Raw genomic sequence first — 26,601 nt, 5'->3', positions numbered from 1 at the left:
AAAACTTTTCTATATATTCTTCGTCTATTGATAAAGAGATATTCCCCAAGGCGTTATTTTCACCTTATATACATTGATGAAGAAATGAGGAAAACGCATGAAAAGACGTACTCTGTTAATCAGTATGATCGCGTTGTTATTGTTCAGTTCCAGTGCATGGGCGGCCGAAGATGAATCGACGTCCCGTATTCGCTCCTATGATTCCGGGAGTCTGATTCAATCCGATGGGAGCTTGTGGTTATGGGGCTATAATCAATCCGTACCGACTCGTGTAGAGGATAAGCCAAACGTCGTCAGAACATATTCGAATATAATCCATGAAGGCGATCTGGTATTTACCTTACAGGATCATTCCGCCTGGTATGTGCCAAGAAATAATATTTCTGAACCCGTAAAATTCAACTCTCTGGAAGGACTACAGAACATCGTAGATGTGCGTAGCTTGAATGATCATGTACTCGCCCTAAGCGCCGAAGGAACCGTATCATCTGCTGATCGAATCGAGAATGATAGCAACTTTGCTCCTTTTCAAACCCTATCCGGCATCGACGAGGTTACAGAATTGGATAGTTACTATGAAGAAAGACCGCAATATGAGGAACGCTGGCTCTTCTTGAAGAAGGACGGAAGTGTATGGAAAAATACAAGGTCCTTGCAGGGCTTCGAGCCTGTTCCATCATTAAAGGATACTACTGCTATCTCCAAAAACATAGCCTTAAAGAAAGACGGTACTGTATGGACATGGCCCAAGGTATTTGAAAAAAATGCTACCCCCTCCGAAGCTTTATCTGCATCGCAGATTCAAGCCTTATCGGACATCAAAATAATTAAGACCAATGGGAGTTCCAATCTCGCGATTGATCGACAAGGACGGTTATGGTTCTGGGGTGAAACGGTCACAGGTTACTCGGATAGTACAACCTATCACAACGAAAATAACCCTGTATTGTTAACAGGTATAAAGGATGTTAAAGACGTCTTTATCGTTGAACGCTCTATCCTTGCACTGACGACAGGCGGGAATGTATATGAAGCGTCCTTGGAAGGTGAGAAATTATCGTCCACTGTCCCTTTTAAATTACTCGCCAAAAATATTCAAAGCATCCAGGCTGGATTACGGCATGTGATCATGCAAAAAACAGACGGCACCCTATGGGGCTGGGGGGTCAACAAACATGCGCAGCTTGGCATAGGGGATTATGAATTTCTCTACAGTACGCCGGTTCCTGTACAAAAGCCGATTCTCGTCCTTCTCAATGATACACCTGTCCCCCTAAGTAACGGTGTCATTACCCGCAACGAGCAGGCGTTTATTCCCCTTCGTTCTGTTTTTGACAAGCTGGGGGCCGAGGTCACTTATGATTTTAACAGCAAAATAGCGGAAATTAATCAGTCTAAAACAGGAGCCAATCCCGTCTCTCTGCAAATTAATCTTAAAAACGGGCAGACAACGATGAACGGTAAAGTTGTGAAACTCACAAATCCTCCCTTCACTGTAAACGGCATTGGCTATCTTCCGCTCCGGCTGATCAGCGAGACGCTAGGGGCCAAAGTAGATTGGATTCAAAAAGAAGATACTATCGTAATTACGACGAAATCGTAAATAAAAAGCCAAACGTCCAACTGTGAATAGTCATAACCTGATCAGTCAAAATCCAGGATTGCACTTAACTTATCTCCATTCTTCATGCAGATTTGGCTAACCTCTTGGATTATCAAAAAAGGGATATCTGCCCTGTTCGGGTTCGATATCCCTTACCTTCGTTATTTGCCGCCCGTAAACGTGATTCCCTTAATAAAGTAACGATTAAAGAATGCATAAATAACAAGGATCGGCAGCGTAGATATCATGGAAGCCGCCATAATGTAATTCCAATAGCTGATATATTGGCCTTTGAACGTATTCAGTCCAAGCGGCAAGGTAAACATTTCAGGACTGGACATCACAATCAGCGGCTTCATAAAGTCATTCCATGACCCCATGAACACAAAGATGATCTGCGCAGCCAATGCTGGACGAGCCAACGGAAGAACGATGCGAAAAAAAGCGCCAAACCTCCCTAAACCATCAATCTCGGCGGCCTCTTCGAGTTCTTTCGGAAAGCTGACAAAAAACTGGCGCATCATAAAAATATACGTCGCGCTGATCATGGAGGGAATGATCATTCCTTGATACGTATCCAGCCAACCAAAGCCTTTCAGAATCAAGAAATTCGGTATCATCGTAACCTGAGCCGGAATCATTAGTACACCCAGGATGATGATGAACAACAGATTTTTTCCCGGAAAATTCAGGCGGGCAAGCGCATAGCCGGCCATAGAATTAAACAGTAGATTCAGCGCAGTAATCGCTACACCGATCATCAGGCTGTTCAACAGCCAGCGACCGAATAAGGGCTGCTGGATAAATATCATTCTATAATTGTCCAAGGTAAACACCTTGGGAATAAAACTGATTTTTCCACTCACGATTTCTTCCAACGGTTTGAATGACGACGACAGCGCCCAAAAAAACGGGACAAGCGTAACGGCAGCGTAACCGATGAGAATCAAATACAATATGATTTTCCCGATGCCTATTCGACGATTCATGATGCCCCTCCTTAGTTCAAAGATTCTTCCTTGGAAAATCTGCGTTGGATTAGCGTTGCCAGCAAAATGATCACGGCCAAGGTCATCGCCAGCGCAGCGGCGTACCCCATCGTACCCAGGTTTTTAAAGGCATATTGATAGATTAGCAGAACGACGGTAAGCGTCGAGTTGTTCGGACCGCCTGATCCCGCCGAGAAAATATAGGATTGGTCGAACAGTTGGAATGTTCCGATTAATCCCATAATGACGACAAAAGAGGTCACAGGCCTCAAACTGGGCATCGTAATGTTCCAAAATTTTTGGAAAGCGTTCGCCCCATCCAATTCGGCGGCCTCGTATAAAGAGCTCGGAATATCCTGCAATGCCGCCAAGTAAATAACCATAAAAAAGGGAGCCGTCGACCAAATATTCATCCCCATAATGGCATTAAGCGCCACCCTCGGATCACCCAGCCAGTTATATATTGGCAACCCTACTGCACTCAAAAGTTCATTAATGAGACCACTCTGATTGAACATCCACATAAAGATGAGCGTTAGTACGGCGGATGATGTTAATGTGGGAAGGAAATAAATGACCCGGAATATCTTCTGTCCTTTCAGGCCCGCATTCAAAACGGCGGCCATGACCATCGACAGAATAGTCTGAATCGGAACGACGATAATGACATATTTCACCGTATTCCAAATGGCTATATGAGCCCGGTTATCCACCATGATACGGGTGAAATTTCGCATACCCGTAAATTCCGAGCTGGAAACGCCAAGTAGTTGCACTTTATGAAATGCAAGATAAATGGCGTAAAAAATCGGTCCAATAATGAAAAAGAGCAGCACGAACAAGGTCGGTAGTAGAAACAAATACCCTTGAGCCGCCTCTTTAAACGCTCTTTTGGAAACACCCCGGTTCATAATAAGTACCCTCCGTTCCTGTTTTAGTCATAGAGCTGGAATCCAATTTCCCCATTGGCCTGGTCCTGTGCCTCCTGAAGCGCCTCCTTCAACGGCCTTTCCCCGATATAAGCGCTTACAAATTGGTTGTTAAAGTTATTAAATATCGTTGGAAGCGTAGAACCCTCTGACCAGACAGTCGCATAAGGGGCACCTGCAACGAGCGGTCCGAGTATCGGGTCTTTATCATATCCCAGCTCCTTGGCGACTGATTTGCGGGTCGGAAGCTCAAATCTTTTGCTCGTCCAGGTTTTCATCCCCTGTTTGCCGGTCAAATAGGAGATCAGCTCCCAGGAAGCCTGCTTTTTGGTGGAAGCCGCATTCATCACATATCCAACCGTAAAGGCCATTGTCCCTTTTTTACCATGAATCGTCGGCACTTCCGCTGTCCCGAAATCAATGTTCGGGAAGGTGCTTTTCAAGAATGGGATCGCCCAGTTCCCTTCCAGCACCATGGCCGCTTTCCCTTGACCAAGCATCTCGCCGGTCCACCCGGCGCCAACATCACTGGGCTGGGCTGCCGTCTTGTCGATCAGATGCTGATCCACATAAGGCTGAAGAGCATTTAGCACTTCCGGAGTGGTGAAGTTGGCTCTGCCGTTCTTAACCACCTGTCCACCTAACGATTGGGCAATAAAAAATGTGCGCGCAAGCTCCGGATTTTGTCCGAAACCGTACACCTTGGTTCCTTTCGTTAATTTACGTGAAGCCGCCCGCAGCTCGTCCCATGTTGTCGGAACTTCCACACCCGCTTCTTTCAGCATCTTTTTATTGTATAAGAGCGCAAGCGTCGAATATCCCTTCGGAAAGCCGTATATGTTTCCGTTCTTTTGGAATGCCTGAATCATTGGCTTTTCAAAATCATTCATATCAAAATCAGGGGTTACATAATGGTTAAGCGGTTCTAAAACCCCAGTTTCGATCAGTCCCGGGGCTTCAATAGCGTCCAAATAAAATACGTCCGGGCCTTTGCCGCCAATTAAACGGGTTTTGATCACATCCATATACTGATCGGCGATCACTTCATGTTTCACCTTAATATTCGGATGGCTTTGTTCAAAGTCAGCGAGCACCTGATCCAACAGTTTGGTTTCTTCCGGGGTAGAGCCCCAGCCTGCAAAAGTAATTTCTACCTTTCCGCCTGCACCCTGCTTCTGTCCGCTGCCACAGCCCGCCAGCAAGCTGGCGGACAGGGCGGTCATCACGGCCACAATTACGAACCATCTGATCGCTTTCATCCTCGTTCTCCCCTTCCTTTCTGCTGGCTTAGTCAGTAATAACTTTATAATTCGTTGTATTCTCCAGCACGGACCAGGATATTTCACGCTCACCGCTTCTTTCTACACGGATGGACAGCACGCCGCTGCCGATAGCGATATTGGAAACCGTCAGCTCATTCATCCCGTCAAGCAAGACAGGTGAGAGATGGATTTGTTTTTTGATCCCGTTTGGAAACAGGCCAAGCAGGGACTGGATAAATATGAGAGGCGTTCCCGCCGCCCATGCTTGTGGAGAACAAGCCACCGGATAAGGGACGACCTTCCCGATTGAGCTGTCATAACCGCAGAACAACTCAGGCAATCGTTCATATTCAAAATGAGCAGCAGCGTCAATCAGCCCTTTCATCACCTGATTCGCCTGCTGCTGACGACCAGTTTTGCTGAGTCCAAGGATAATCATGCTGTTATCGTGCGGCCAAATGCTTCCATCATGATAGCTCATCGGATTGTAGGCGGCTTCTCCTTCTCCCATCGTCCGAATCCCAAAACCGGAGAACATTTTGCGTGAGACCAGCATGTTGGCTACCGCATCCGCCCTGGAGTCGTCCAGCATTCCCGACAACAGCAAGTGTCCAGGGTTTGATGTAATGGTGCCCACCTGATGCTTGTTTTCATCCAGAGCGATAGCATAATATTGATGCTCCTCCATCCAAAAAGCCTCATCAAATTTGTTTTTCAGGCGCCGGGCCTCCTCTCTGAGCCTACTGGATTCTTCATTGCGGCCAAGAGCTTCATACAAATCAGCAATGCCCATTTTGGCCTGAAAGACGTAGCCCTGCACCTCGCTTAAAGCAATCGGCGTTTTGGCATACTCTCCATTGCGGTGAACAATGGAATCGCCGGAATCCTTCCAGCCCTGATTGGCTATGCCTTTGCTTGATTCCTGATGATATTCCACAAACAAATCATCGTCCCGGTCACCATAGAGATCGATCCACTCCAGCGCCCTGATAATATTGGGTTCTAGCTCCTGCACAAATTCCAAATCCCCAGTCCATCTGGCGTATTCTGTAATCAGCATCAGAAACAGCGGAGTCGCATCAATGGTGCCATAGTATGGAGTGAACGGAATCTGATTCGTGTTCGCAAGCTCACCGTATCTGATTTCATGCATGATTTTCCCCGGTTGCTCGTCACGCCAAGGATCTACAGATTCCCCTTGCCGGGCAGCCATTGTGCGAATAGTACCTTTCGCGACCTGCGCATTAAAGGGAAGCATTTGCAAGGATGCGATGAGGCTGTCTCTGCCAAATGGGACACCAAACCAGGGAAGTCCAGCGACCGGAAACGCGCCATAGCCCAAATCCGTCAGCAGCACCTTCAAGTCCTTCAAGCCCCTGTCCACAAGCCGCTGAATCAGATCATGATCTGTCTGTACTTTAGCGGTTTGCTGATCCCATACCTCATAAACCTGCTTGAGCTGCTTTAACGCATCCTCCGGCTTCATCGGCTTCGTTACGACGGCTTCTCCAATCTGTGGTTGCACTGTGAACGTAATCACTTCAGATGCTCCGTGGTCCAAAGTAATTCGAAAAAAGACATCTCCGTTTGCATCAGCGGCTTGTTCTGGCCGGTCCCATGTAACAGCGGTGGCCCGGCAAACCTGATCAGCTCCCTGGTAACTAAAGATTAGAGACTGATTCGCGGCCTTCGTTCCGGTTCTTTTCCCCAACTCACCGCTCTGAAAACCACGAACGACAAACATATCTGCAAAATCGGCATCCATATGAACACTCAGCTCGAATGTAATCTGCTTCGGGTAATAATTCGTCAGCTTAATGCGCTCATACAGTACATCATCATAAATAAAACGGGTCCGTTCTACTTCAACCGATTCACGCCATAACTCCAGCTTGCCATCGATTTCCGTTTGCACATTGGTCAGCAAAATGGTGGCCATGTAATTTTCTGCTGCATCCGAGGATAGCAAAACGGGTTCCTGACCGTTAATTCTCAGATCCAGCCTGCTGAGAAATCGGGTATCCTTCGTATACAATCCCAATCCATAGGGGTGATCCTCGGGAATATTCCCTTTCGTATCTGTCAATAAAAACAGGTCATTTTCTTTAATTACTCTGTATTCCATAAGTCCCTCTTTCTATCCGAAACGTTTCGGAAAAAATGTAATTGAAAAACCACATATCGTGGTTTTTTTGTTTTTTTATCGTTTCATTGTCGATTCTCTTTCAACCAGTTGTGTTTCCAGGGTCATGGCATGTGGCTGTCCGCTGCCTTCCAGCATTTGAATCAGCATCGTGGCCGCTTGATAGCCGAGCTGAAATTTATCCTGTGATACGGTTGTCAAAGGCGGGCTCGCGTAAGACGCAAGCTGAATGTCATCATATCCGGCAACCGACAACTGTTCGGGCACTTTCCTGTCAAGCTGCTTCGCTGCTTTTAGAACTCCCAGCGCCATCAGATCGCTCGCACAAAAGATAGCCGTCATTTCGGGGTAAAGTGTTAACAGTTTAACGGCTTCCTCTTTGGCGGTGTCTTCATCATACGCCCCATTGACAACCCATTCCGGATTGAACGTTAATCCTGCCGATTCCAGTGACTCCCGGTATCCTTCCAGCCGCCTCTCACTTACAAAAGCCTGATTATGCCCATTCATCATCCCAATATGGCTGTGACCGAGCCTTATCAAATAATCCACTGCTTTTTTTGCACCAAGCACATTATCCGTCGTCACATAACCTACCGTATCCGTCCAAATTGGGATATCAATCAGGATACAGGGAATATCGCTATCTATCACCTCCTGAAGATATGGGTCATCCGTTTTAATTCCCGATAAAATGACTCCATCCACTCTCCGCTCCCGGCACAGCTGGGAATACGTCTTTTCTCTTTGCTTCGTCGAGTTGGTACTGAACAGGACCAGATCGTAGTCTTTTTCCGACACACATTCGTTAATCCCTGATAAGACCTCGAATGTAAAATGGTCCTTGGCACTTTGCCGATTCAACCCGGATACAAGCAGTCCAATCGTCTTGGACTTATTCATGACGAGTCCTCTCGCTAGAATATTGGGGCTGTAATTCAAATCTTTGGCCACCTGCATAATTTTGCGGCGGGTCCCTTCATTGACATCTTCGTACCCGTTGAGAGCCCTGGAGACTGTAGTGACGGAAACCCCGGCAACGCGCGCGATATCTTTAATTGTCGTCATCATTGTGCTCCTAACCCATCTTCCAAAACGTTTCGGAAGCTTTGGGAATGAGTATATCTTAGAATGTAACCGATTGCAAGAAAAAACTTCTTCACACAAAAGCACCCCACCCACGTCCATACTGTCCATGTAGTGAAGTGCTTACGAATGTGGATCATATACTTATTTTTTCGCTTTATTCTCTGCTTCTCTTTCAATCAGCATATCCACGATCATATCAATCTGTCCGGTAATAGCGATCGGATCATAGCGATAGTACGTATCAAAATCGTTAAAGAATACTCTATTGTTCTTCACCGCAGGCAGGTTCCCCCACACAGCGGACGACTTCAGCTGCTTAAGCGCATCTCCCTTGTTCTCCGGGTCATAGGTTGTCAGGAACATATAATCTGCTGCATACTGTGGCAATACCTCCAGCGAAAGCTGTACGGTTTGTTCCTTGGAGTTGGTCGTTTTTTTCGGCATGTGCAGCTTGAGTGCATTGTATACCGCTTGTCCTCCCCGACCTGCATTGTCACCGAAAATCCAAAGAGCGTTTTTGTCCGTCAGCTCATACAGACCAAAGGTAGCCTTGGGATCAATGACGCCTTTAAGACGTTCGCGGCCTTCGGCAGCCTTTTTATCAAATGCAGCAATAAATTGCTCTGCCTTCTCTTTCTCCCCGGTGATATCTCCAAACAGCTTGACCGTATCGTAAATATTCGTAGTCGTTCCGTATGGAATATACAGTGTAGGTGCAATTTTGGACAGCGCCTCATAGTTGGTATCCTTCATCACCACGATCAGATCGGGTTTGAGCACCAACGTCTTCTCCAAATTGGTTGGGTCACCCACCTCTTTGGTCCCCTTTTCCTTAAGCAAATCAGTTAGAAAAGGATTTTGAAAGGCAGTCGGCTCCACACCTACCACATTAGCTCCTACGGACAGTAATTCTCCACCATAAAAATCCGTTACAATGCGCTGCGGTTTGACTGGAATTTGAATATCCCCTTTGGCCGTTTTAAAGATTCTCGTCTGCCCGTCTGTCGTATCAGCATTTTTCTCTCCAGTGGAAGCTGACTCTTGCTGATCTCCTGAAGATGAAGCAGAATTACTTCCATTGTTGTTTCCGCCGCAAGCGCTAATGAATACAGACAATACAAGCATCATAGCAGCCAAAATAAAAAACGATTTTTTCTTCAACATGTTAGCCCCCTATACTGTAAAAATGACCTATTCATCGAATAATGATAATGATTATCAATATCGTATGAAATATATCAGGCAACCTCTCTACTGTCAACTTAAAATCGAAGCCTCAAAAAGAGGGGAACTGGAGAAGGTTCTTATAGATGAACATTACTCTACAAGTCGAGCTTGGATGGCTCCATGCAGCTTTCAGATGAACGATGCTTGGCTTTATATTCTTCTCCCCAATCCTTCATTAAATTAATAATCGGAGTCAGAGTTTTTCCAAATTCGGTTAGAGAATATTCGACTTTGGGAGGAACCTGCTGATAGACTTCACGGTGAACTACACCGTCCTCTTCCAGCTCGCGTAACTGGAGCGTGAGCATGCGCTGAGTAATCCCCGGACAGATCCGCCGAAACTCGCTAAAACGCTTGGTTCCATACATTAGATGATATAAAAGGACTCCTTTCCATTTGCCTCCAATCACATCCAAGGTGTACTCCACGGGACAGGCCTGGTCCTTTCCATCGGGACATTCTCCAAAGCCGCCTTTCCGATTACGCATAAGCAATTCTCCTCCTGGTATCATTTTGTATACTACAGCACATTAATGTGCGTACTTCAAAAACAGTCATGTATATTCTAATATTAAGCATGCCACTTGGTAAGCGTCAATTCTAATCCATATCCATAAGGAGTGTAAAAACAATGGAAAACTTAACAACCACTAAACATCAAATCTTATCTGCATATGAGTTCAGACATGCTACCAAAGAATTTGACACCCATAAAAAAATCAGCGATTCGGACTTCGATTTTATTCTCGAAACAGGCCGTTTATCCCCCAGTTCGTTCGGCTTTGAACCCTGGAGGTTCTTAGTCGTCCAAAGCAAAGCCATACGTGAGAAGCTGCTGCCTTACTCTTGGGGGGCCAAAAAACAGCTGCCAACAGCAAGCCATTTCGTACTCATTCTCTCCAGGCTGCCTAAAGATATGGTGGCCTCATCCGATTACATCAAGGATATGATGGTTAACGTGCAGCAATTGCCTGCTGAAGTTATTCAAGGCAAAGAGAAAGTATATGACGCCTTCCTAAAATCAGATTTTGAACTGGAAGAAAATGAAAGAGCTATGTTCGAGTGGGCCTGCCGGCAAACCTACATCGCACTAGGCAATATGATGACAGCGGCAGCTCAAATCGGAATTGACTCCTGTCCAATCGAAGGTTTTAATAAACAGAAGATCGAACGTATCCTCTCTGAAGAAGGCATCATGGATGCCGAGCATTTCGGTATTTCCTGCATGGTGGCTTTTGGGTACCGCCTGAATGAGCCGCGCGGGAAAACCCGACAATCTGTAGAAGAGGTTATTGAATGGGTGTAAAACCTTTTTTCGCTTAAACCAACATATCTTTCTCTAAAATAAAGGGCGCCCCATAGCCATCTCCGTAGCTTTCGGGCGCCCCATTTTTCATAAAACCTCAGGTTTTAAAATATGCTGTTGCTCCAAACTCCTACTGATAGTTCACTTTTTCTGCGAAGTAAATCTCCTTCAAACGATCCTTTATGCGCTGAATTTCCTCTGCTGTTAATGGAGCCGTAGGATGTAGCTTGAAGTTCCTTCCCGTGATATAGCTTACATCCGTCTTCCGGTCCAGGTTGTATGGCAGCTTTGGAACCGAATTTCGAGTATAGTCGGTAAAATCAATAATGGACCATGCCGTATCTCCATCCTCCTTGGATAAAATGATCCGCTGTGAAGCATTTTCAGTCCACAAGTAACGCAGATTGGCCGGTGAATTATTGGAGTCCATAACTGCCTTAATGCCGGAACCCCTAAACATGAGCGAAAATTCCGTATGATCATTATTCGATCCAGCTAACGATTCATAAATCTGTTTCAGCCCATCCACTCCCACAATCTCGACCTCGCGGTCAGCAGGGAAGTGATTCACAAAGTTCTCCCATATTTGAGACATGTTATGGTTCTTGGCAAGCCAGTTGATGTCCAAAATAATGGACATGTAGTTTACCGTATTTAAACGTTGATACGGGTTATCTAAATATTGCTGTGCTATATACAGTTGTGGTGCCGCATCCGTTTCAGTCATATATGGGTCACCTGGATGGAGAGTCCAGCGTGAGGAATCCTTTGTATAGCGTGATCCAATGGGATCAATTGTAATCGAGTTCATAAACACGATACCGCTATTATTTGTAGGCCCTTGTGCCGGAACAATCGGATTATCCTTATTGGACCAGTAAGGCATCAAAGGCGAACCCTCACCATACATGCTATTCACATTATACTGTGTAGCCGACCATCCCATCGCTGAAGTGATCTTAAAATGATCTTTAAGCCATTGGGCCTGCTCAGGGTTCACCGTAAAACTGGTCAATGATTTAGGCAGATACTTCCGATATTGGTCTGTATCCATGCTTTCAAACACCGAAGGTGATCCCAACGAACCGGATTGGTGCAACTCATTGAGTGCATTATAACGATACATATATAACCACTCGTTCATCCGTGCTTCCCATTCAGAGAGCTCGTACAGATTATTCGGATACCCGTCCAAAATCCCGACTTCATCACCATACTGATCCACATATTCCAGAACCTTTTTAAGCTGCGGGCGATTCGCTTCTACAAAAATAAATCTGTTTTCCATGGCCCAGGTCACTTTTAAGTTGGGGCCAAAGTGATCCATCAGCAATTGGCGAGCCTGCTCAATTTGGTCTACCGTGGTCGTACTGCCCGCATCTTGTCCCTGTAGCATCATCGAGACAGCAAAATATTGCTTTTTGCGCTCTCCTGGTACTACCGTTAACTCGGCATCGGATATGAAGTGAATTCCCTGAGATGGTGATTCAACCTCGATCTTGAATGGAATGACAGAGTTCACTGCAGGAATCAGATGCAGATTGGCAATATGTCCAGCCTCATCAAATATCCCTCTGGAATCCTCTATCCGAAGCTTCAAGTCTGACGGCAACAAACCTGACGGTATGACCTCTCCCTTTGCATTTTGAAATACATAGGGCATACTCCAGACTGCAGGGTCTAGAGTAGTGGCCTGTGAAATGGTGTATGTCGCCAAGTATACGGATCTGATTACACTCGGGTCCTCTACTGGAGGAGTCTTCCCTTTCACGATCAGCTTGGTCTGTGCTTTAAGCACCCGATAGGGTTTGGCAATTGTGACTTCTATCTCTACAGGGATGAAACCATCAGCAGCAGGAATATTTTCGGAACGCGCGATTTTTCCTTGTTCATCAAAGACACCTAATTCATCACTAAATGTGTAAGTGACACTTGTAACGCTGAGATTGGGAATACTTACCAATCGTCCTTCCTTGTATAGCTGAAAGGACAGCTGATACGTAGGATACGTTTCCGGTTGGTTTACCAGCTCCGGAGCCTTGATCATTACCTCATCTGCTACAAAATCCGAAGGATGATCCGGTAGAATCACTGGTGGTTTCGGCTTCGGTCCTGGTGGCAGTGGCGGCGTTACTGGTGGTATTACTGGTGGTCTAGGACTAGGATCTGATAGTTTAACTGGTGGTTCCGGCTTCGGCTCTGTTGGTGTTACCGGAGCTACCGGTGGATCCGGCCTTGGACTATGGCTTCGGGGCTCTTCGATTTCCGGATTCGCACGCTGGTGACTAATTTCCGGCGCCAGGTCGACCACTACCTTCTTCAATTCTGGTAGGCTGATCGGCTGATTCGTCGTTGCGGCTCCACTTCCTAGTGACTCCAGCAAACGCTTGGCACGTTCTCTCAGATCGTCACCGCCTAGCCATATCCGATAAGCAACCAGTGTAGCATCCTGCCGTCTCACAGACTCTTTGGGGTGAAAATAGTGATTTGTATCCCCTACCATCAGCTCCAACCGTTCCATCAGCCATACGCTCGTTTGTGCATAGTCTGATACATCAGACTGATCCACAAAACTGGATATACCGGAAGCGCGGATATCTTCTGAAACACCGAAATATCTGGCATACCAAACTGCCATATCCTGGCGAGTCATATTGTGCTTTGCACCGAATAACTGATCACTAATTCCTTTGGTAATGTTCTCTTCCTGCAGAGTCCGCACATAAGATAGAGCCCACGGCGACACATCTGTAAAAGGAACAACACTTCTGGTGTTCGACGTTCGTTTTACGGTTTTAGCAAAGATACTCGCCCACTCCTGCCGCGAAATAAAATCTATGGGCCGGAAGCTGCCATCCTGATAACCAGTAACAACCCCTTGAGCAGCCATGGCTTCAATCGCATCAGCAGCGTAGGAATGTTCAATATCGTTAAAGGCCCTGTCTGCAAAAACAGGTACAGTATGTACGCAGAACAACCAAACAGCTAGTAAACCAGCCATGTACCGCCTTATTCGTTGTAATCCCTCTTTACATTTCATAAGATTCTAGAGCATTTCCCCTCCTTTATGAAGTAATACCAGATCACTTCCCCCTGTACTCCTTTTCATTTGTGAAAATTTTCTCTTTTGTTTTCAAACGAATTTTCATAACCAGTGACACCAAACTGTATATACTTGAATTATCGGAATAATCTCCCTAGGTTTGAATAAAGACAGTAAAAAAAGTCGCTTTTGGTATGTTGTATTATCCGTTAAATCGTCATTATTTTAAAGCCATATATCCCGATCATTTAAAATGGTTTTCATTGGAAATCAAATTTCCAACCCTTTCCTTCCATCAATGTATGTTCTCATTGCCAGCGTAGAAATAAAAAAGATAACATCATGTATATAGTCCCGGATGGGTATACACTATGTTATCTCTACTATTGCAGATCACACTCACTTACTTATTTAGATCACTTATTAGCCATCCTATATCATCTGGGTTATTCTTTTGTAGTAGCACCTTGATAAACATAATAGTAACTCTCTGAAATCCCATCTTGTGGATAAGCTGCAGGATCTTCGCTTGTTACTTGACCTACAAGCTCCCGATTTATAAACGTGTGAGGTCCTTCCTCTATTAGCGCTTCAGCAGACATACCACTGATAGGCCTTACGGTACTGGACCAGAATGTAACTAAATATATATCGTCAGGATTAAATTGAAAGCGTCCTTCACTTGGTGTCCCCTCATAAAACAACTCAGACAAAGAAGTCGCTTCTGACCCTCTCATAAAAATTCGAATATCACTAGTTCCATTCCATCTATGAGGAATTCCACCTCTGGGATTGATATACTCTACAACCTCAGGCTCTTGATCGCGAAGAAAATCAGTAACTGTAAATTTGTAAACCGCATCCGTTATGCTTTCGGTTACAACTCCAGTTGTTTTCCCCGTTTTATAGCCGCTAAAATCTCCATACACATTTGGGGTTTGGCTTAAAGCGGCAAAAAACCTTTCCTGATCCATATACTCTATTCTTCCAGGTACTACAGTCAATCTATATGTCTTCACCTCAGTACCCTTGTACTTGTCCCAAGTATATTCTGTGGTAGCTGCGTAAGATACCCCGCCGTTCCAGCCCAATGATGCTACTACTAGCAAGGCTAACATCAAGAGCAATGACCATTTTTTCAACATCTTCCCCTTAACCCCTCTCCATTTGCACTCCAATTATTTAATAAAATTATAGCTTCTCTAAAATTCTATTAACAGTTAAAATTTAGAAGAAAATATAGATAATTTATGCCCTTTGTATATTGGCTTGGCCTAAATAAAATTAGTGCTTTCTTTCTATTTATCTTTGGTTTATTATTCGTTTGTATGTATTATTATTCATTTATATGGAGGATACCTATGAACCTTAAAATGATTGAAGAGCTATCCTTGAACAACTGGCAGCCCCTGTCCACTTTACTTTACGATGGATGGATTTTACGCTTTGCAGATGGTTACACCAAACGTGCCAACTCGATTAACCCGATTCATTATTCAACCTTTGACCTCGATCATAAAATTGAAGAGTGTGAGAACTTATTTTCAGATCGTAACTTGCCCGCAACCTATAAAGTCACTCCCTTTATCCATCCTGAGCATTTAGATCGCATTTTAGAGGAGAAGGGCTATTCCCTCATTGACCCGACGAGTGTTCAAACCTTGAAGCTGGATAACCTAAGCAGCCCCCAACTAAATTCGGTAAAAATAGATGAACATATGAATGAAGAATGGGTAGAGCATTTTTGCAGACTTAATCGTGTGGAAGATCATCATAAGGGTATCATGGAACGTATGTTATCTAATATCATAACGAAGAAAGGGTTTATCTCGCTTTATGACAACAATCAAGTTATTGCTTGCGGTCTTGGAATTATCGAAAGAGAGTATCTAGGTCTGTACGATATTGTGACCGATTTAAATCACAGAAATCAGGGCTTCGGGGAACAAATGATATTACATTTGCTCCAATGGGGACAAGAGCATGGGGCCAAACACAGCTATTTAGCCGTTGCAGCCGATAATAAACCTGCACAACGGCTGTATGACAAACTAGGATACTCGGAAGTTTATACGTATTGGTATAGGGTTAAAGCTTGAGCCGTTTTTCCGTTTCCGAATAAGTTTCTTTTACCTTGGCAAAAGAAAAACCGAGCGAACTCAGGGAGTACCCTGAATCTCGCTCGGCGTGATCTCTGCATTTTAGAAGCCTTCTATTTCTCATCTGATTCTTCAATTCTCTGCCGCTTTCCTATGCCAAAGACAAAATAGCCCACAATGACGATTGCCATGAATGATGCTCCGACAATCAGTGACGTACGTGTGTCTGGATTGAACCACATTCCAACGATCACCAGGGACAAGAAGATAATGGTGATGTAGTTGCTGATCGGGAAAAAACGAGACTTGAAGGGATGATCTTCCATTTCATTCTTCCACTTTTTTCTGAAATTAAATTGGCTGATCGCCATTGCAAACCACGGTACCATGCCTGGAAGAACACTGGCGCTATAAATATACAGGAACAGTTTGGAGTCGGGGATTAAGTAATTAAACAGAACACCCACTAGCAGCAAGGAAATGGTCGCAATAATACTATTTCTGGGAACACCGCTTTTGGATACTTTCCCAAAAAACTTGGGGGCCTGTCCGTTTTTAGACAATGTATATAGCATTCTTCCCGCACTGTAAATCCCGCTGTTACAACCTGACATCGCGGCTGTGAGAACAACGAAATTGATGATACCCGCAGCGGCCACAATCCCAACTTTGGCAAAGGTTAGAACGAAAGGACTGCCGATCTCGCCAATTTGGTTCCAAGGATAGATCGTAACAATAACAAAGATCGCACCCACGTAAAAAATCAGAATACGCCAGATGATATTTTTAATAGCTTTCCGCAGCGTCATTTTCGGATTTTCTGCTTCACCCGCCGTAATGCCAACCATCTCTATACCTTGATAAGCGGCCGTTACAATACAGAGCGCAAATAGAAACCCTTTTAAACCACCTGCAAAAAAACCGCCATGGCTGTACAGATTGGAGAGACCAATCGGTTGCCCACCGTTACCTAGTCCAAAGAAGATCATGCCCGTACCAACAATCAGCATAAAGATAATGGCAACAATCTTAATCATGGCAAACCAAAATTCAAATTCTCCATAAAATTTCACAGCCGCCAAATTGGCTAACGCAATAATGATGACACCTGCCAAGGCTGGTAGCCATTGCGGAATGTCAGGGAACCAATAGCCTACGTACACTCCAATCGCAGTAACCTCCGCCATCCCTACAGTGACCCATAAGAACCAATAGCTCCAAGCGGTCAAAAAACCGGCCAAAGGGCTGATATATTTATGAGCAAAAGTAGCGAATGAGCCTGTCACCGGTTCGAGAATCAGCATTTCTCCCATGATCCGCATGACAAAAAACATAATAATCCCTGCTAAGAGATAGGCCAGCAGCACAGAAGGTCCCGCCCATTTTATCGTACTTGCCGACCCCATAAACAAGCCAACGCCAATGGTGCCCCCAAGCGCAATTAGCTCAACATGCCGTGGCTTTAGCCCTCTCGTTAATTGTTTCGATTCCAAAAAAACGCTCCCCTTCGTATATGTTCATCATCAAACTGAAAGATATGGAAAACAGCCTCTATCCCAAAAAGGATATCGAGATATCAGGCTGCCTTGATGCTGATTTTGCCAATATACTGATACTTATCATCCGAGTGCGTACAAGGAAATCACGTCCAATTATGAATCAAGCCTTGCTGTTCCTGAGTCCGACCCTGTAGCAATGAAAGAATTGTATGACAAAAAAAACGGAAAATCAACATTTGTTAATTAGACAATGGTTAAATAATAATGGTAAAAAATAGAGGACCAAATTTGTCGTTGCAACAGCTTATTCACTATGACCACGCTTAGAGTTAATATATTTCACGAAAATGTGTTTATCAACGACAAACTTCACTATTGCCCCATCAAAAATGATCAATTTCCTACAATTTATCTACAGATAATTCTTAGTTGCTTTCTTTGCATTCCTGATATGTATTTCATAGCTTGCTCAAAAAGTATTCCTTTAACGTTATAGAATAGAAATTTTATGGGTTTGTATCTTTCACATACTTGAGCAATTCTCCAATGAATGTGACCCATATTTCAAAGAAATTCGGCAATTAAAAAAGATGTAACACATTAAAAATCACACAAACGAGGAAAAGATACAAACATACCAACTCCCAATATCATAAGTAAAAAAAACCTTAACAAAGATACCCCCTTATCCCTGTTAAGGTTTTGTCTGCATTACCAGTAACAATCCTTAAAATACATTCAGTTGTAGGATTCCGACATTATCTTGTGGATAACGAAGCCCATTTTTGCTCCAGCCACTGATCAAACTCAGCACCCTTGTCACCTTCATAGATGTCAAAAATATCGACTCTCATCTTGTGCAGCTTCTCCCGAAAATCGGTATAGGTATGGTCGGCTGGCAGGCTTTTTTTAATCCGTACCAGGATCTTCGTCAAGCCCTTAACAAGCTCACCCTCTTTGCGAACAGGCGGCTGTACATTCTCGCCCCATTCCTGAAGCTTGCGGTAAGCGGCTTCCTGAACAGCATATACCGTATCATTATTCAATCGGTGGGTCAGCACGTCAATCGTCTGCTGGTTCTTCCATGCACTCAAATCATTCACCGCAGCTAGACGCGCTTTCCAATCGGAGGTTCGGTTTACGGCTACTTTAAGCTGCTCATATACTTCTGTAAATTCCTGTTGAGTTTCGTTGTTTTCCAAATTAATCTCATCCTTTTCTATATCTGAGTCAATCTATATTCGATCCTATAACGGTTCCACCATCAGAACGCTTTGTTCACCTGTTCTTCAACTCTGTGACTTTACTAAACATTTGATGTTCATCATGATTGCCGTTTGTTAAATATAACATACTTGCAGGTCTTCTTCATATCTCGAACCATCTTATAAACATAAAAAAGAGGACGTGAATAGCTCACGCCCTCTTTTCGTCCCCAACGAACCCCTCTACTCACTCTACACCCTTATATACCAAACGTGCGATGCTCTCCACATTCCTTGTGGCGGTGATCATGATGCCGTATGAAGCTGGTAGCCCCTTGGCGACACGATATATTTTCGAAGGATTGTTTTTTCAACCTTCAAAATTTAACACTTTTTATTAAGACAGTTATTGCATTTATTCTCCACTAAAGCTTTTGGCCCATTCAGCAACCCTCTGACTACTTTCTTCTTCTGACAAATCCTCAATCCTAGTCATAATAGACCATCTTACTCCAAAAGGATCCAATATACTTGCGAATCGATCACCTGAAACAAAGCTAATAACCGGTTCCCTTACTTTTGCTCCTCTTGCTACCGCATTTTCAAGTACCTGATCAACATTCATTACGTAAATTCCTAAAGAATAACACGCATTGTCTTCATCTGGCGGCAAGACCAATTTATATGCCGGATTCGCTGCTCCTAGCTGCAAAAAACCATTTCCAAAATCTAATTCCGCATGAGCAATCATTTTATCCCCATTTCCATCAGGATATTCAATAATATTTTTAACCCTTACATTGAAAACAGTTTTATAGAACTCTATTGCCTCAGAAGGATTCTTCACTGTTATAAATGGGGTAATAGATGTACAGCCGTTGGGCGTTCCATTCTTTGTATATTTACCTGATACCCCCATATATTCTCTGCTTTCAGTCATTTTTACTCCTCCTTTAAATGATCATAACATATCAATTTTATGCTTATACCTTCATTGGATTGAATTCATCAACTCATAGAAATATTTAGAATCCTGAGTCTTATTAAGACTATACCAGGCATCTAATGTTTTTGAAGAAAATACACCCAGAGCTTTTAAGACGTGTACGGAAAATTCCAACGGAGCTATTCCAGATGAAGTGATCAGTTTTCCATCAGTTACAACAGACTCCATTTTGTAATACTTTTCGCCCGTGTAGGTGGGACAGATCATTTTAAGGTATTCCAGATCATTGCTTGTATGCCCACGTGAATTCAGCAATCCTGTCTGGGCAATTCCTATTGTAGCACCACAAATCGCTGCAACCCATATACCTTCCTTTAAACACCTCTCAACGATTTTTAAGATGGGTTGGTGAATGGTTTCTGTCCATGTATCTCCACCGGGTAAAATCAATGTATCCGGGCTTTCAATGCTGCACTCATCCAATTTGATGTCAGGCAGTATTTTTAATCCGCCCATTGTAGTTACAGGAGTCTTTTCAATTCCCACGGTAACTATTTTTGATGGGGCCACCCCCTTTTTAAAATATCTTCCCGAGTTCAGTTCGGCAGTTAAGTAACCTATTTCCCAGTCTGACATTGTGTCAAACACATAAAGGTATACCGTATTATTCATTTACAAGTTCTCCTTATTTTATAATTCATCAAGTGATACCAACCATCCATCGGTAATCAATGATTATCATCATTATAAAATAGCTTCACTGACATCTGCTGTCAGTGAAGCTATTAAAGTTGATAATATTCCATTAGCTCCGACGCAACGCAACAAGTTTTTCCTTCAAACTCTGTGGTTCGATTACTTGAATGGATTTCCCGTAGGATAGGAGAAAATAAGGGACATATATATGAATTGATTTTTCTTCAAGTAAAAAGATTGCTTGATTTGATGTCCGCTCTTTCAGATGATGCCCCAAAAACCAATGCAGGCATAAGTCATCCAATGCCTCTGACCTGCCTCCGATAATTAAAGAAATTAACCCGTCTTTGCCCACTAAATCAGGTAACAGATTTTGCATAAAAAATTCACGGGCCGAAAAAGCTTCGGGACGCTTAAATATGATTTGAGTACGCTTGATTTGTAGAATCCGATCTGCCCGAAAGCTGCGGATCTCATTCCTTAGTTGGCAAAATGCAACAGTATACCATTTATTGTTCCAGTAAACCATTCCATAGGGGTCTATCACCCTATTCTTGGGTTGTTCTTCACGGCTTGTGCGATAATCAATTTCTACAGAGAATTCGTTTGCTACAGCCTGCTCCAATTCCGCCAATACCGGCTGAACAGAAGGGTCTCCCATACGATTTATAACTTCAAATCCGGCTAAATGACGGCTAAGTATACTTTCCTGCTCTTGATTCGAATACATTTTCAATTTTGATGTCGCATTGCCTAATGCCTCACTCAAAGGGTATCCGGCTTCTTTTGCAAAAACAGCAGCATGAAGGAGTGCCTTTTTTTCCTCAATATCAAATAGCAGAGGTGCTCTGATAAAGTTATTCAGCAAGCTATACCCGCCATTATGACCTGTGTCGGATATTATAGGCACTCCACTGGCACATAGTGCATCAATATACCGATAAACTGTCCTTATATTTATTTCTAACTTTTCGGATATTTGTTTTGCGGTCATTTTTACGCCCGAATTCAGCATCCATAGAATTGCCAGCATATTATCGTTTTTTGGCATTACATGAACCCTCATCTTTCATTAAACCTCAATATTTTATAAATATCTTGTTTTGTATAACTACTACTATTCTATTTTGCAACAACATTCGGTTTTATTAAATTTGATTACTTGTCAGTTTTATTTTCCGTATATAATTAAATATCCCCATTCAAATGAACTTTATTACATAGATCTGCAACACTAAGTTGGACAGAAAAAATAAGGGCTTGTAGAATAAACCTATCATGTTAAGGAGCGAATCTCTACAATGCCAAAACAACAACGACGTACCTTTACAGCAGAATTCAAAAAACAAATGGTGGGACTCTATGAAAATGGAAAATCCAGAGCAGCCCTTGTGGAGGAATATGGCCTCACAGCCTCAGTTTTAGACCGCTGGATCAAACAAGCTCAGGCGACAGGTTCCTTCAAAGAGAAGGACAATCGCTCATCAGAAGAAAATGAGCTGATCGCTTTGCAAAAAGAGAACCAGCGTCTGAAAATGGAAGTGGATATTTTAAAGCAAGCCGCGCTGATCATGGGACGAAAGTAGCTATCATCCAGAATAATCGGGATAAATACTCGGTATCAGCCATGTGTGACGTCCTACAAATCGCAAGAAGTACATTTTATTATGACGCCCAAGAACGAGCCACTGAAGACGATGTCACCGAAGCTATTGTGGATATCTTTCACAAGAATCCAAAAGCCTACGGCACACGCAAGATCAAAGTGAAGCTCCATGAGCGTGGGTTGATCGTCTCCAGACGCCGCATTGGCCGCATCATGAAAGAGCAAGGGCTCGTTTCCACCTACACGGTGGCACAATATAAGCCCCATAAAACGGCATGTAACGAAGCAATGACGGCGAATGTTTTGAAGCGGGAGTTTGAGCAAACGGAAGCTAAACGCTTCGTCGTCAGTGATTTGACGTATGTGAAAATCCAGAACCGATGGCATTACATTTGTGTGCTGGTGGATCTGTTTAATCGAGAAATCATGGGTCATAGTGCAGGCCCGAGCAAGGACGCTGCTCTGATTACCCGTGCCTTCGCGACCGTTAAGGGTGATCTACATCAGATTCAATGGCTTCATACCGACCGTGGCAGTGAGTTCAAAAATCAAAAGATGGACGAGCTTCTGGAGACGTTTGAAATCGGTCGATCGCTAAGTATGAAAGGCTGTCCGTACGACAACGCTGTGGCTGAAGCCACCTACAAGATCATGAAAACAGAGTTTGTGAACCAGATGAACTTCCAGGGCCTTCGTCACTTGGAACTCGAACTATACGATTACGTCAACGGGTTCAACAAGCATCGCATCCATGGAACCTTAGACTATATGACGCCTGTTCAGTATCGCCAAGAAGCCCTTAAAAAAGTTGTCTGATTTACTGTTGACAATCCAACTTGCCTTCCTTCTGCATAATACGTTTTAGCCACTCGCTTTCACTTCATTGAGATATCTCAACTTATACCAAAGGACGATATACCCACGACTAACGAAACAACCTCGCCCATTATTCTACTAAATCCTGCATAAATATTCTTTATTCAATACACTATAGCATATTAATGGAGATATATGGAACAAAAAAAGCCCTTAAATAATACAAAGGGCCTAACTCATTTCATCTTCTAATTTAAGAGAAGACCGAGACTATTCGTGTTCTACAAAAAAACAAGGAGTCGTAGAGAACATATTAGTAATAAGTTATAAACTTGGTTATAAATTTTTTGCTCAACTGGTGGTTGAATATTATAAAAAATCAAATATGAAGTTATTGTTCGTGCCAACAAACTCCAATAGAATTGGATTACATGAAGGAGCGTGAGGATCCATGAAGGAAAAATTAGCAAGAAACATAAGCATATACCGCAAAGAAAGAGGACTTACACAAGAAGAACTCGCAAAAATACTTGGACTTTCATTTCAGGCCGTTTCCAAGTGGGAAAATGCTCAGACAATGCCTGATATTTCGTTATTACCTCAGTTATCAAGAACTTTAGAAGTAAGCATAGACAAGCTTCTTGGGTATGTATCACAGGATAAACCGATTACCATTTACGAGGAAGAATATAAAACACAAGAATATTACTGGGGTACTGAACCTAATAAAGTGTGTTATCAGGTTTTGCAGTTTATGCCCCCCAATAAACACATAAAATTATTGGATATTGGATGTGGTGAGGGAAAAGACGCCGTATTTTTTGCTAGAAATGGATATGATGTTACTGCATTTGATGTTTCGGACGCAGGTATAGAGAAAACCAAGAGACTTGCTGAAAATATCGGTGTCCATGTTAATGTATTCAAGGCAGATATTTTAGATTATCGTTTGGATACGCATTTTGACGTTATCTTTTCAAGTGGTGTCCTACACTACATAAAACCGGAATTCCGCAAAGAAATATTTAAAAATTATAAGCAGTACACAAATCCAAACGGCTTGCATATCTTTAATGTGTTTGTAAACAAGCCGTTTATTGCTCCACCACCTGAAAAAGAACCTAATTCGTATAAGTGGTACTCTGGTGAACTGCTTACACATTATCACGACTGGTTCATTGAAGATAGTTCGGAAGTTATTTTCGACTGTAACTCGTCAGGCATTCCTCACAAACATACAATGACTAAAATTATTGCCCAAAAGATAACCTCGTTAGTCTAAAGATGCTACCATATTTAAGGCAACAAAAAGAGGGGTTGGCCTTTGCCGCCCCTCTTTACTATTTCCGCCATTGTATCTCCAAATTAATTGCCCTTCCGTACCAAAAAAGCCACCCACTCCACATGCCTTGTGAATGAAAATAATATATATTCCTGCACTCAACCCTAATGCAATTTTTTGAGTGCGAGAACATATTCAAATTGTCTTCAAACCCTCGTACATCAATGCTTCTCATCTCGATATATTACTACCACGCACTCCACATGTGTCGAGACAGCGAAAGGGATATATTCCTTTTAATTATATATATTACCTATAGTTATCAAAATCCGATCCTTCTCACAACACCCTTTTTTTACCCTAATCCATAATCACAATTAAATCAGCTCAGTTCCTGACTTTGAAAGACAATTGCTCAAAATTACTTTCAGCTTTCCCTCCTCCCATATCACCTGCTTCCAAAAGTACACATTGTAAATACAGCTTCCAATGGGTCATTCTGTAAAGTTAATCTCTCTTTTAACCGATAAATACATATGCTGGATTTGAACTATGAGAGTAATGGTTTTAAGGAGGTGTTAATAGTTGATAAAAATATGTAATTATTAGAAAAGTACGGATATATACATACGGGACTCACTATTAACGTAAACATAACCAGAAAGGAAGTTTTCATGTGATTGTTTGGAAGGGTTTTGGTATTTTAAATATTGTTATTCCAGGGATTTTATTTGTTATTGTCGGGAGTTTAGTATCCGCTCTAGGACTTGACTCAATAGATTCCCGGCTGCCGATGGCTTTTGTATTCATTGTGTCTGGAGTTATTATCTGGTATCTGGGGAAAGCACTCAACGCCGACTCGGACAAAGTGCTAGTTGATATGGAAACGGGGCAACGCTATCAAATGGGAACCCAGCACAGTCTGTTTTTTATCCCTATGCATTATTGGGGCCCTGCCGGTCTAGTGATAGGATTTATTTTAATAGTTGCAACGATAGTTACATAACGTTAATTGCAAAACATGAGCAATTCCTTGATCAAGGTGTGCCTGTAAAGTAATATAAAGTGTACGTTTCCTGATTCTTTCGATGCATAATCTATATAAAAGACCACAAAGCGAGCCAGTGCTCCTTGAAGTGACCCCGAAAAGTTAGACGGTATATAATTAAGCTATCTTGAGGGTATGAGCCCGGTATTGAGCGGGACTCATGCCCTTTAATCTTGCCTTTATACGGTCGTTATTGTAGTACGTGATATATTGATCAAGTTCCTCTTTGAAGTGTTCGATGCTTTCAAATTCTTGTGTGTATAAAAATTCGGATTTTAGAATGCCAAAGAAGCTCTCGATCACGGCATTGTCATAGCAATTGCCTTTACGCGACATACTTTGTGTTATTCCATGTTCCTTTAACGTGTGTTGGTATGGGCTCATTTGGTAGTGCCATCCCTGATCTGAATGAATCATGAGCGAATCTCCTTCATTTATTTGTTCCAATGCCTTGTCCAGCATCTTGGAAACAAGAGAGTAGACGGGGCGTGATTCCACTGTATACGTAATGATTTCACCGTTAAATAAGTCCAATAGGGGGGATAAATACAGCTTCTCACCAAATAACTTGAATTCCGTAATATCCGTCACCCATTTTTCATTAGGCTTCGTTGCGTTGAAGTCTCGATTTAAAATGTTGGGTGCGATTTTACCAACAGTTCCTTTATATGAACGGTACTTTTTCATTCGTACCGTACATTTCAAACCAAGTTCACTCATGATTCGTTGTACTTTTTTATGGTTGACTTGGAGCTTTTCACTGTGCAATTGATCTCGAATTCGGCGGTATCCATAGCGGCCTTTATGCTCTTGATAAATGGCTTGAATACGGGATTTTAAGTCAGCATCTTTATCTGGTTCTCCGAATGTGTTCACCCAGTAGTAATACGTACTACGTGGTATCTGAGCCAGTTGCAGCAGAGCCGTAACGGGGTATTTCAGCCTTAGTTCAAAAATGACTTTCACTTTGTCTTGCTTTGTGATTTTTCCTTGCTTTGAACTAAGGCATTCAACTTTTTTAAGTAGGCATTCTCCATACGCAAACGTTCTATTTCCGCTTGTAACGCCTCGATAGAGCCTTCAACTGGAGTAGGTTTCTTGGATTCTTCTTTCATGGATGGACGCCCCTTTTTCTTTGATTTGAGGGCATCTACACCTTCTGTCTCTAGTTGGTTCTTCCAACGTAGTACCAGAGAATGTGTTGGTATATTGAAGATCGCAGCTGCTTCGCGGATAGATGTCCCATGTTCGTTTATATAATGAAGCACCTTTAGTTTATCTTCCACGGAATAGGTTGTATAGCCATTTTCAAAACCCTGTTCTCCATGATGTTCGTACTGTCGAATCCATGTTAGGAGTATACTATGCGATACTCCTATACTCCTCGCTATGCTTTTCTGTCCTTCCTTCCCTTCAAGATACCTTTTTACCGCTTGTATTTTTTCTTGTGTGGTCACTTTAGCCATTACAAAAACTGCACCTCCAATGTTAGATGGTGTCTAACAATTGGGGTGCAGTTCACCTATTGTGGTCTTTATTTCCTTTTGTGCCTGTCGCGGCGGCAGGTGAAATAGACCTCTTTTTCAAGGGACCTAAATGCACTGTTACGTCAATTATTTTTCATTTCTAACAAGTAGTGAACAGCACTCCATATGTTTCGAGGTGATGGAAAGGATATGCTCCCTCTCACCTTCTAATTTATAAGCTTTTATATACTATAAACTTCCTCCCACACCTCTACCTTCCATAAATAAACATTGAAAATACCGCAACGAATGGGTCATTTTGTAAACTAAATCTCTCTTTCAACCGA

20 protein-coding genes and 1 pseudogene are annotated in these 26,601 nt (G+C 43.0%); 6 read left to right on the top strand and 15 right to left on the bottom strand.

What is annotated here, in order from left to right:
* Positions 1-97: 97 nt before the first annotated feature.
* Positions 98-1,603 carry a stalk domain-containing protein gene (locus NST83_RS04550; RefSeq protein ID WP_342416738.1) on the top strand — a complete coding sequence of 502 codons (1,506 nt, stop codon included), beginning with the start codon at positions 98-100 and terminating at the stop codon, positions 1,601-1,603.
* Positions 1,604-1,764: 161 nt separating this feature from the next.
* On the opposite strand, the gene NST83_RS04545 is transcribed toward NST83_RS04550, so the two are convergent.
* The 7 genes from NST83_RS04545 to NST83_RS04515 all read right to left on the bottom strand — a co-directional run bounded on the left by NST83_RS04545 (position 1,765) and on the right by NST83_RS04515 (position 9,730).
* Complete coding sequence (locus NST83_RS04545; RefSeq protein WP_137061622.1) at positions 1,765-2,592, bottom strand: carbohydrate ABC transporter permease; 828 nt, start codon at positions 2,590-2,592, stop codon at positions 1,765-1,767.
* Between the two features lie 11 nt (positions 2,593-2,603).
* Positions 2,604-3,503, bottom strand: coding sequence for a sugar ABC transporter permease (locus tag NST83_RS04540; protein ID WP_342416737.1), 900 nt, complete (start codon positions 3,501-3,503; stop codon positions 2,604-2,606).
* 23 nt (positions 3,504-3,526) lie between these two features.
* Positions 3,527-4,780, bottom strand: a complete 1,254-nt coding sequence (locus NST83_RS04535) for an ABC transporter substrate-binding protein (protein WP_342416736.1) — start codon at positions 4,778-4,780, stop codon at positions 3,527-3,529.
* A 28-nt stretch (positions 4,781-4,808) separates the two neighbouring features.
* On the bottom strand, positions 4,809-6,908 hold the full coding sequence (locus NST83_RS04530) for an amylo-alpha-1,6-glucosidase (protein WP_342416735.1): 2,100 nt from the start codon (positions 6,906-6,908) through the stop codon (positions 4,809-4,811).
* A gap of 75 nt (positions 6,909-6,983) precedes the next feature.
* Complete coding sequence (locus NST83_RS04525; protein WP_342417871.1) at positions 6,984-7,994, bottom strand: LacI family DNA-binding transcriptional regulator; 1,011 nt, start codon at positions 7,992-7,994, stop codon at positions 6,984-6,986.
* A gap of 162 nt (positions 7,995-8,156) precedes the next feature.
* A complete protein-coding gene (locus NST83_RS04520) occupies positions 8,157-9,179 on the bottom strand; it encodes an ABC transporter substrate-binding protein (protein WP_342416734.1) in 1,023 nt (340 codons plus the stop codon).
* A gap of 158 nt (positions 9,180-9,337) precedes the next feature.
* Positions 9,338-9,730, bottom strand: coding sequence for a winged helix-turn-helix transcriptional regulator (locus NST83_RS04515; protein ID WP_342416733.1), 393 nt, complete (start codon positions 9,728-9,730; stop codon positions 9,338-9,340).
* Positions 9,731-9,873: 143 nt separating this feature from the next.
* Between NST83_RS04515 and NST83_RS04510 the strand changes: the two genes are divergently transcribed.
* Positions 9,874-10,548 (top strand): NAD(P)H-dependent oxidoreductase, encoded by a 675-nt coding sequence (locus NST83_RS04510; protein ID WP_342416732.1) that lies wholly within the window; start codon positions 9,874-9,876, stop codon positions 10,546-10,548.
* Between the two features lie 130 nt (positions 10,549-10,678).
* Here the strand turns inward: NST83_RS04510 and NST83_RS04505 are convergent, their stop codons facing one another.
* A complete protein-coding gene (locus NST83_RS04505) occupies positions 10,679-13,588 on the bottom strand; it encodes an S-layer homology domain-containing protein (protein ID WP_342416731.1) in 2,910 nt (969 codons plus the stop codon).
* A gap of 449 nt (positions 13,589-14,037) precedes the next feature.
* Complete coding sequence (locus NST83_RS04500; protein WP_342416730.1) at positions 14,038-14,736, bottom strand: hypothetical protein; 699 nt, start codon at positions 14,734-14,736, stop codon at positions 14,038-14,040.
* 216 nt (positions 14,737-14,952) lie between these two features.
* On the opposite strand from NST83_RS04500, the gene NST83_RS04495 reads away from it, so the two are divergent.
* On the top strand, positions 14,953-15,690 hold the full coding sequence (locus NST83_RS04495) for a GNAT family N-acetyltransferase (protein ID WP_342416729.1): 738 nt from the start codon (positions 14,953-14,955) through the stop codon (positions 15,688-15,690).
* A 113-nt stretch (positions 15,691-15,803) separates the two neighbouring features.
* Here the strand turns inward: NST83_RS04495 and NST83_RS04490 are convergent, their stop codons facing one another.
* The 5 genes and pseudogenes from NST83_RS04490 to NST83_RS04470 form a co-directional block, all read right to left on the bottom strand.
* A complete protein-coding gene (locus tag NST83_RS04490) occupies positions 15,804-17,183 on the bottom strand; it encodes an amino acid permease (protein ID WP_342416728.1) in 1,380 nt (459 codons plus the stop codon).
* Between the two features lie 764 nt (positions 17,184-17,947).
* Positions 17,948-18,391 (bottom strand): HEAT repeat domain-containing protein, encoded by a 444-nt coding sequence (locus NST83_RS04485; protein ID WP_137061609.1) that lies wholly within the window; start codon positions 18,389-18,391, stop codon positions 17,948-17,950.
* 418 nt (positions 18,392-18,809) lie between these two features.
* Positions 18,810-19,334 (bottom strand): VOC family protein, encoded by a 525-nt coding sequence (locus NST83_RS04480; protein ID WP_342416727.1) that lies wholly within the window; start codon positions 19,332-19,334, stop codon positions 18,810-18,812.
* 51 nt (positions 19,335-19,385) lie between these two features.
* Positions 19,386-20,012 (bottom strand): type 1 glutamine amidotransferase family protein, encoded by a 627-nt coding sequence (locus tag NST83_RS04475; RefSeq protein WP_342416726.1) that lies wholly within the window; start codon positions 20,010-20,012, stop codon positions 19,386-19,388.
* A 113-nt stretch (positions 20,013-20,125) separates the two neighbouring features.
* Positions 20,126-21,087: pseudogene (locus tag NST83_RS04470) on the bottom strand (YafY family protein).
* A 250-nt stretch (positions 21,088-21,337) separates the two neighbouring features.
* On the opposite strand from NST83_RS04470, the gene NST83_RS04465 reads away from it, so the two are divergent.
* From NST83_RS04465 to NST83_RS04455, 3 genes are all read left to right on the top strand, one after another.
* A protein-coding gene (locus tag NST83_RS04465; protein WP_342416725.1) for an IS3 family transposase occupies positions 21,338-22,458 on the top strand; the annotation gives its coding sequence in 2 pieces (ribosomal slippage) (positions 21,338-21,587 and positions 21,587-22,458; 1,122 coding nt in all).
* A gap of 451 nt (positions 22,459-22,909) precedes the next feature.
* Entirely contained in the window at positions 22,910-23,740 is an 831-nt protein-coding gene (locus tag NST83_RS04460; RefSeq protein WP_342416724.1) for a methyltransferase domain-containing protein, read from the top strand.
* A gap of 676 nt (positions 23,741-24,416) precedes the next feature.
* Positions 24,417-24,746, top strand: coding sequence for a hypothetical protein (locus NST83_RS04455; RefSeq protein ID WP_342416723.1), 330 nt, complete (start codon positions 24,417-24,419; stop codon positions 24,744-24,746).
* 159 nt (positions 24,747-24,905) lie between these two features.
* Here the strand turns inward: NST83_RS04455 and NST83_RS04450 are convergent.
* Positions 24,906-26,254 (bottom strand): IS3 family transposase gene (locus tag NST83_RS04450; RefSeq protein ID WP_342415705.1). Its coding sequence is split into 2 segments (ribosomal slippage): positions 24,906-25,810 and positions 25,810-26,254, totalling 1,350 coding nucleotides; the frame shifts between segments, so codons are not numbered across the junction.
* Positions 26,255-26,601: the final 347 nt, after the last annotated feature.

The organism is Paenibacillus sp. FSL R10-2782 (assembly GCF_038592985.1).
GTDB classification, from domain to species: Bacteria; Bacillota; Bacilli; order Paenibacillales; family Paenibacillaceae; genus Paenibacillus; species Paenibacillus terrae_C.
This window is presented reverse-complemented; position numbering and strand designations above follow the sequence as displayed.

Bases quoted from the DNA above. Each gene is read 5' to 3' on its own strand.
- NST83_RS04550 (WP_342416738.1), top strand. From the start codon at position 98: ATGAAAAGACGTACTCTGTTAATCAGTATGATCGCGTTGTTATTGTTC.
- NST83_RS04545 (WP_137061622.1), bottom strand. From the start codon at position 2,592: ATGAATCGTCGAATAGGCATCGGGAAAATCATATTGTATTTGATTCTC.
- NST83_RS04540 (WP_342416737.1), bottom strand. From the start codon at position 3,503: ATGAACCGGGGTGTTTCCAAAAGAGCGTTTAAAGAGGCGGCTCAAGGG.
- NST83_RS04535 (WP_342416736.1), bottom strand. From the start codon at position 4,780: ATGAAAGCGATCAGATGGTTCGTAATTGTGGCCGTGATGACCGCCCTG.
- NST83_RS04530 (WP_342416735.1), bottom strand. From the start codon at position 6,908: ATGGAATACAGAGTAATTAAAGAAAATGACCTGTTTTTATTGACAGAT.
- NST83_RS04525 (WP_342417871.1), bottom strand. From the start codon at position 7,994: ATGACGACAATTAAAGATATCGCGCGCGTTGCCGGGGTTTCCGTCACT.
- NST83_RS04520 (WP_342416734.1), bottom strand. From the start codon at position 9,179: ATGTTGAAGAAAAAATCGTTTTTTATTTTGGCTGCTATGATGCTTGTA.
- NST83_RS04515 (WP_342416733.1), bottom strand. From the start codon at position 9,730: ATGCGTAATCGGAAAGGCGGCTTTGGAGAATGTCCCGATGGAAAGGAC.
- NST83_RS04510 (WP_342416732.1), top strand. From the start codon at position 9,874: ATGGAAAACTTAACAACCACTAAACATCAAATCTTATCTGCATATGAG.
- NST83_RS04505 (WP_342416731.1), bottom strand. From the start codon at position 13,588: ATGAAATGTAAAGAGGGATTACAACGAATAAGGCGGTACATGGCTGGT.
- NST83_RS04500 (WP_342416730.1), bottom strand. From the start codon at position 14,736: ATGTTGAAAAAATGGTCATTGCTCTTGATGTTAGCCTTGCTAGTAGTA.
- NST83_RS04495 (WP_342416729.1), top strand. From the start codon at position 14,953: ATGAACCTTAAAATGATTGAAGAGCTATCCTTGAACAACTGGCAGCCC.
- NST83_RS04480 (WP_342416727.1), bottom strand. From the start codon at position 19,334: ATGACTGAAAGCAGAGAATATATGGGGGTATCAGGTAAATATACAAAG.
- NST83_RS04475 (WP_342416726.1), bottom strand. From the start codon at position 20,012: ATGAATAATACGGTATACCTTTATGTGTTTGACACAATGTCAGACTGG.
- NST83_RS04460 (WP_342416724.1), top strand. From the start codon at position 22,910: ATGAAGGAAAAATTAGCAAGAAACATAAGCATATACCGCAAAGAAAGA.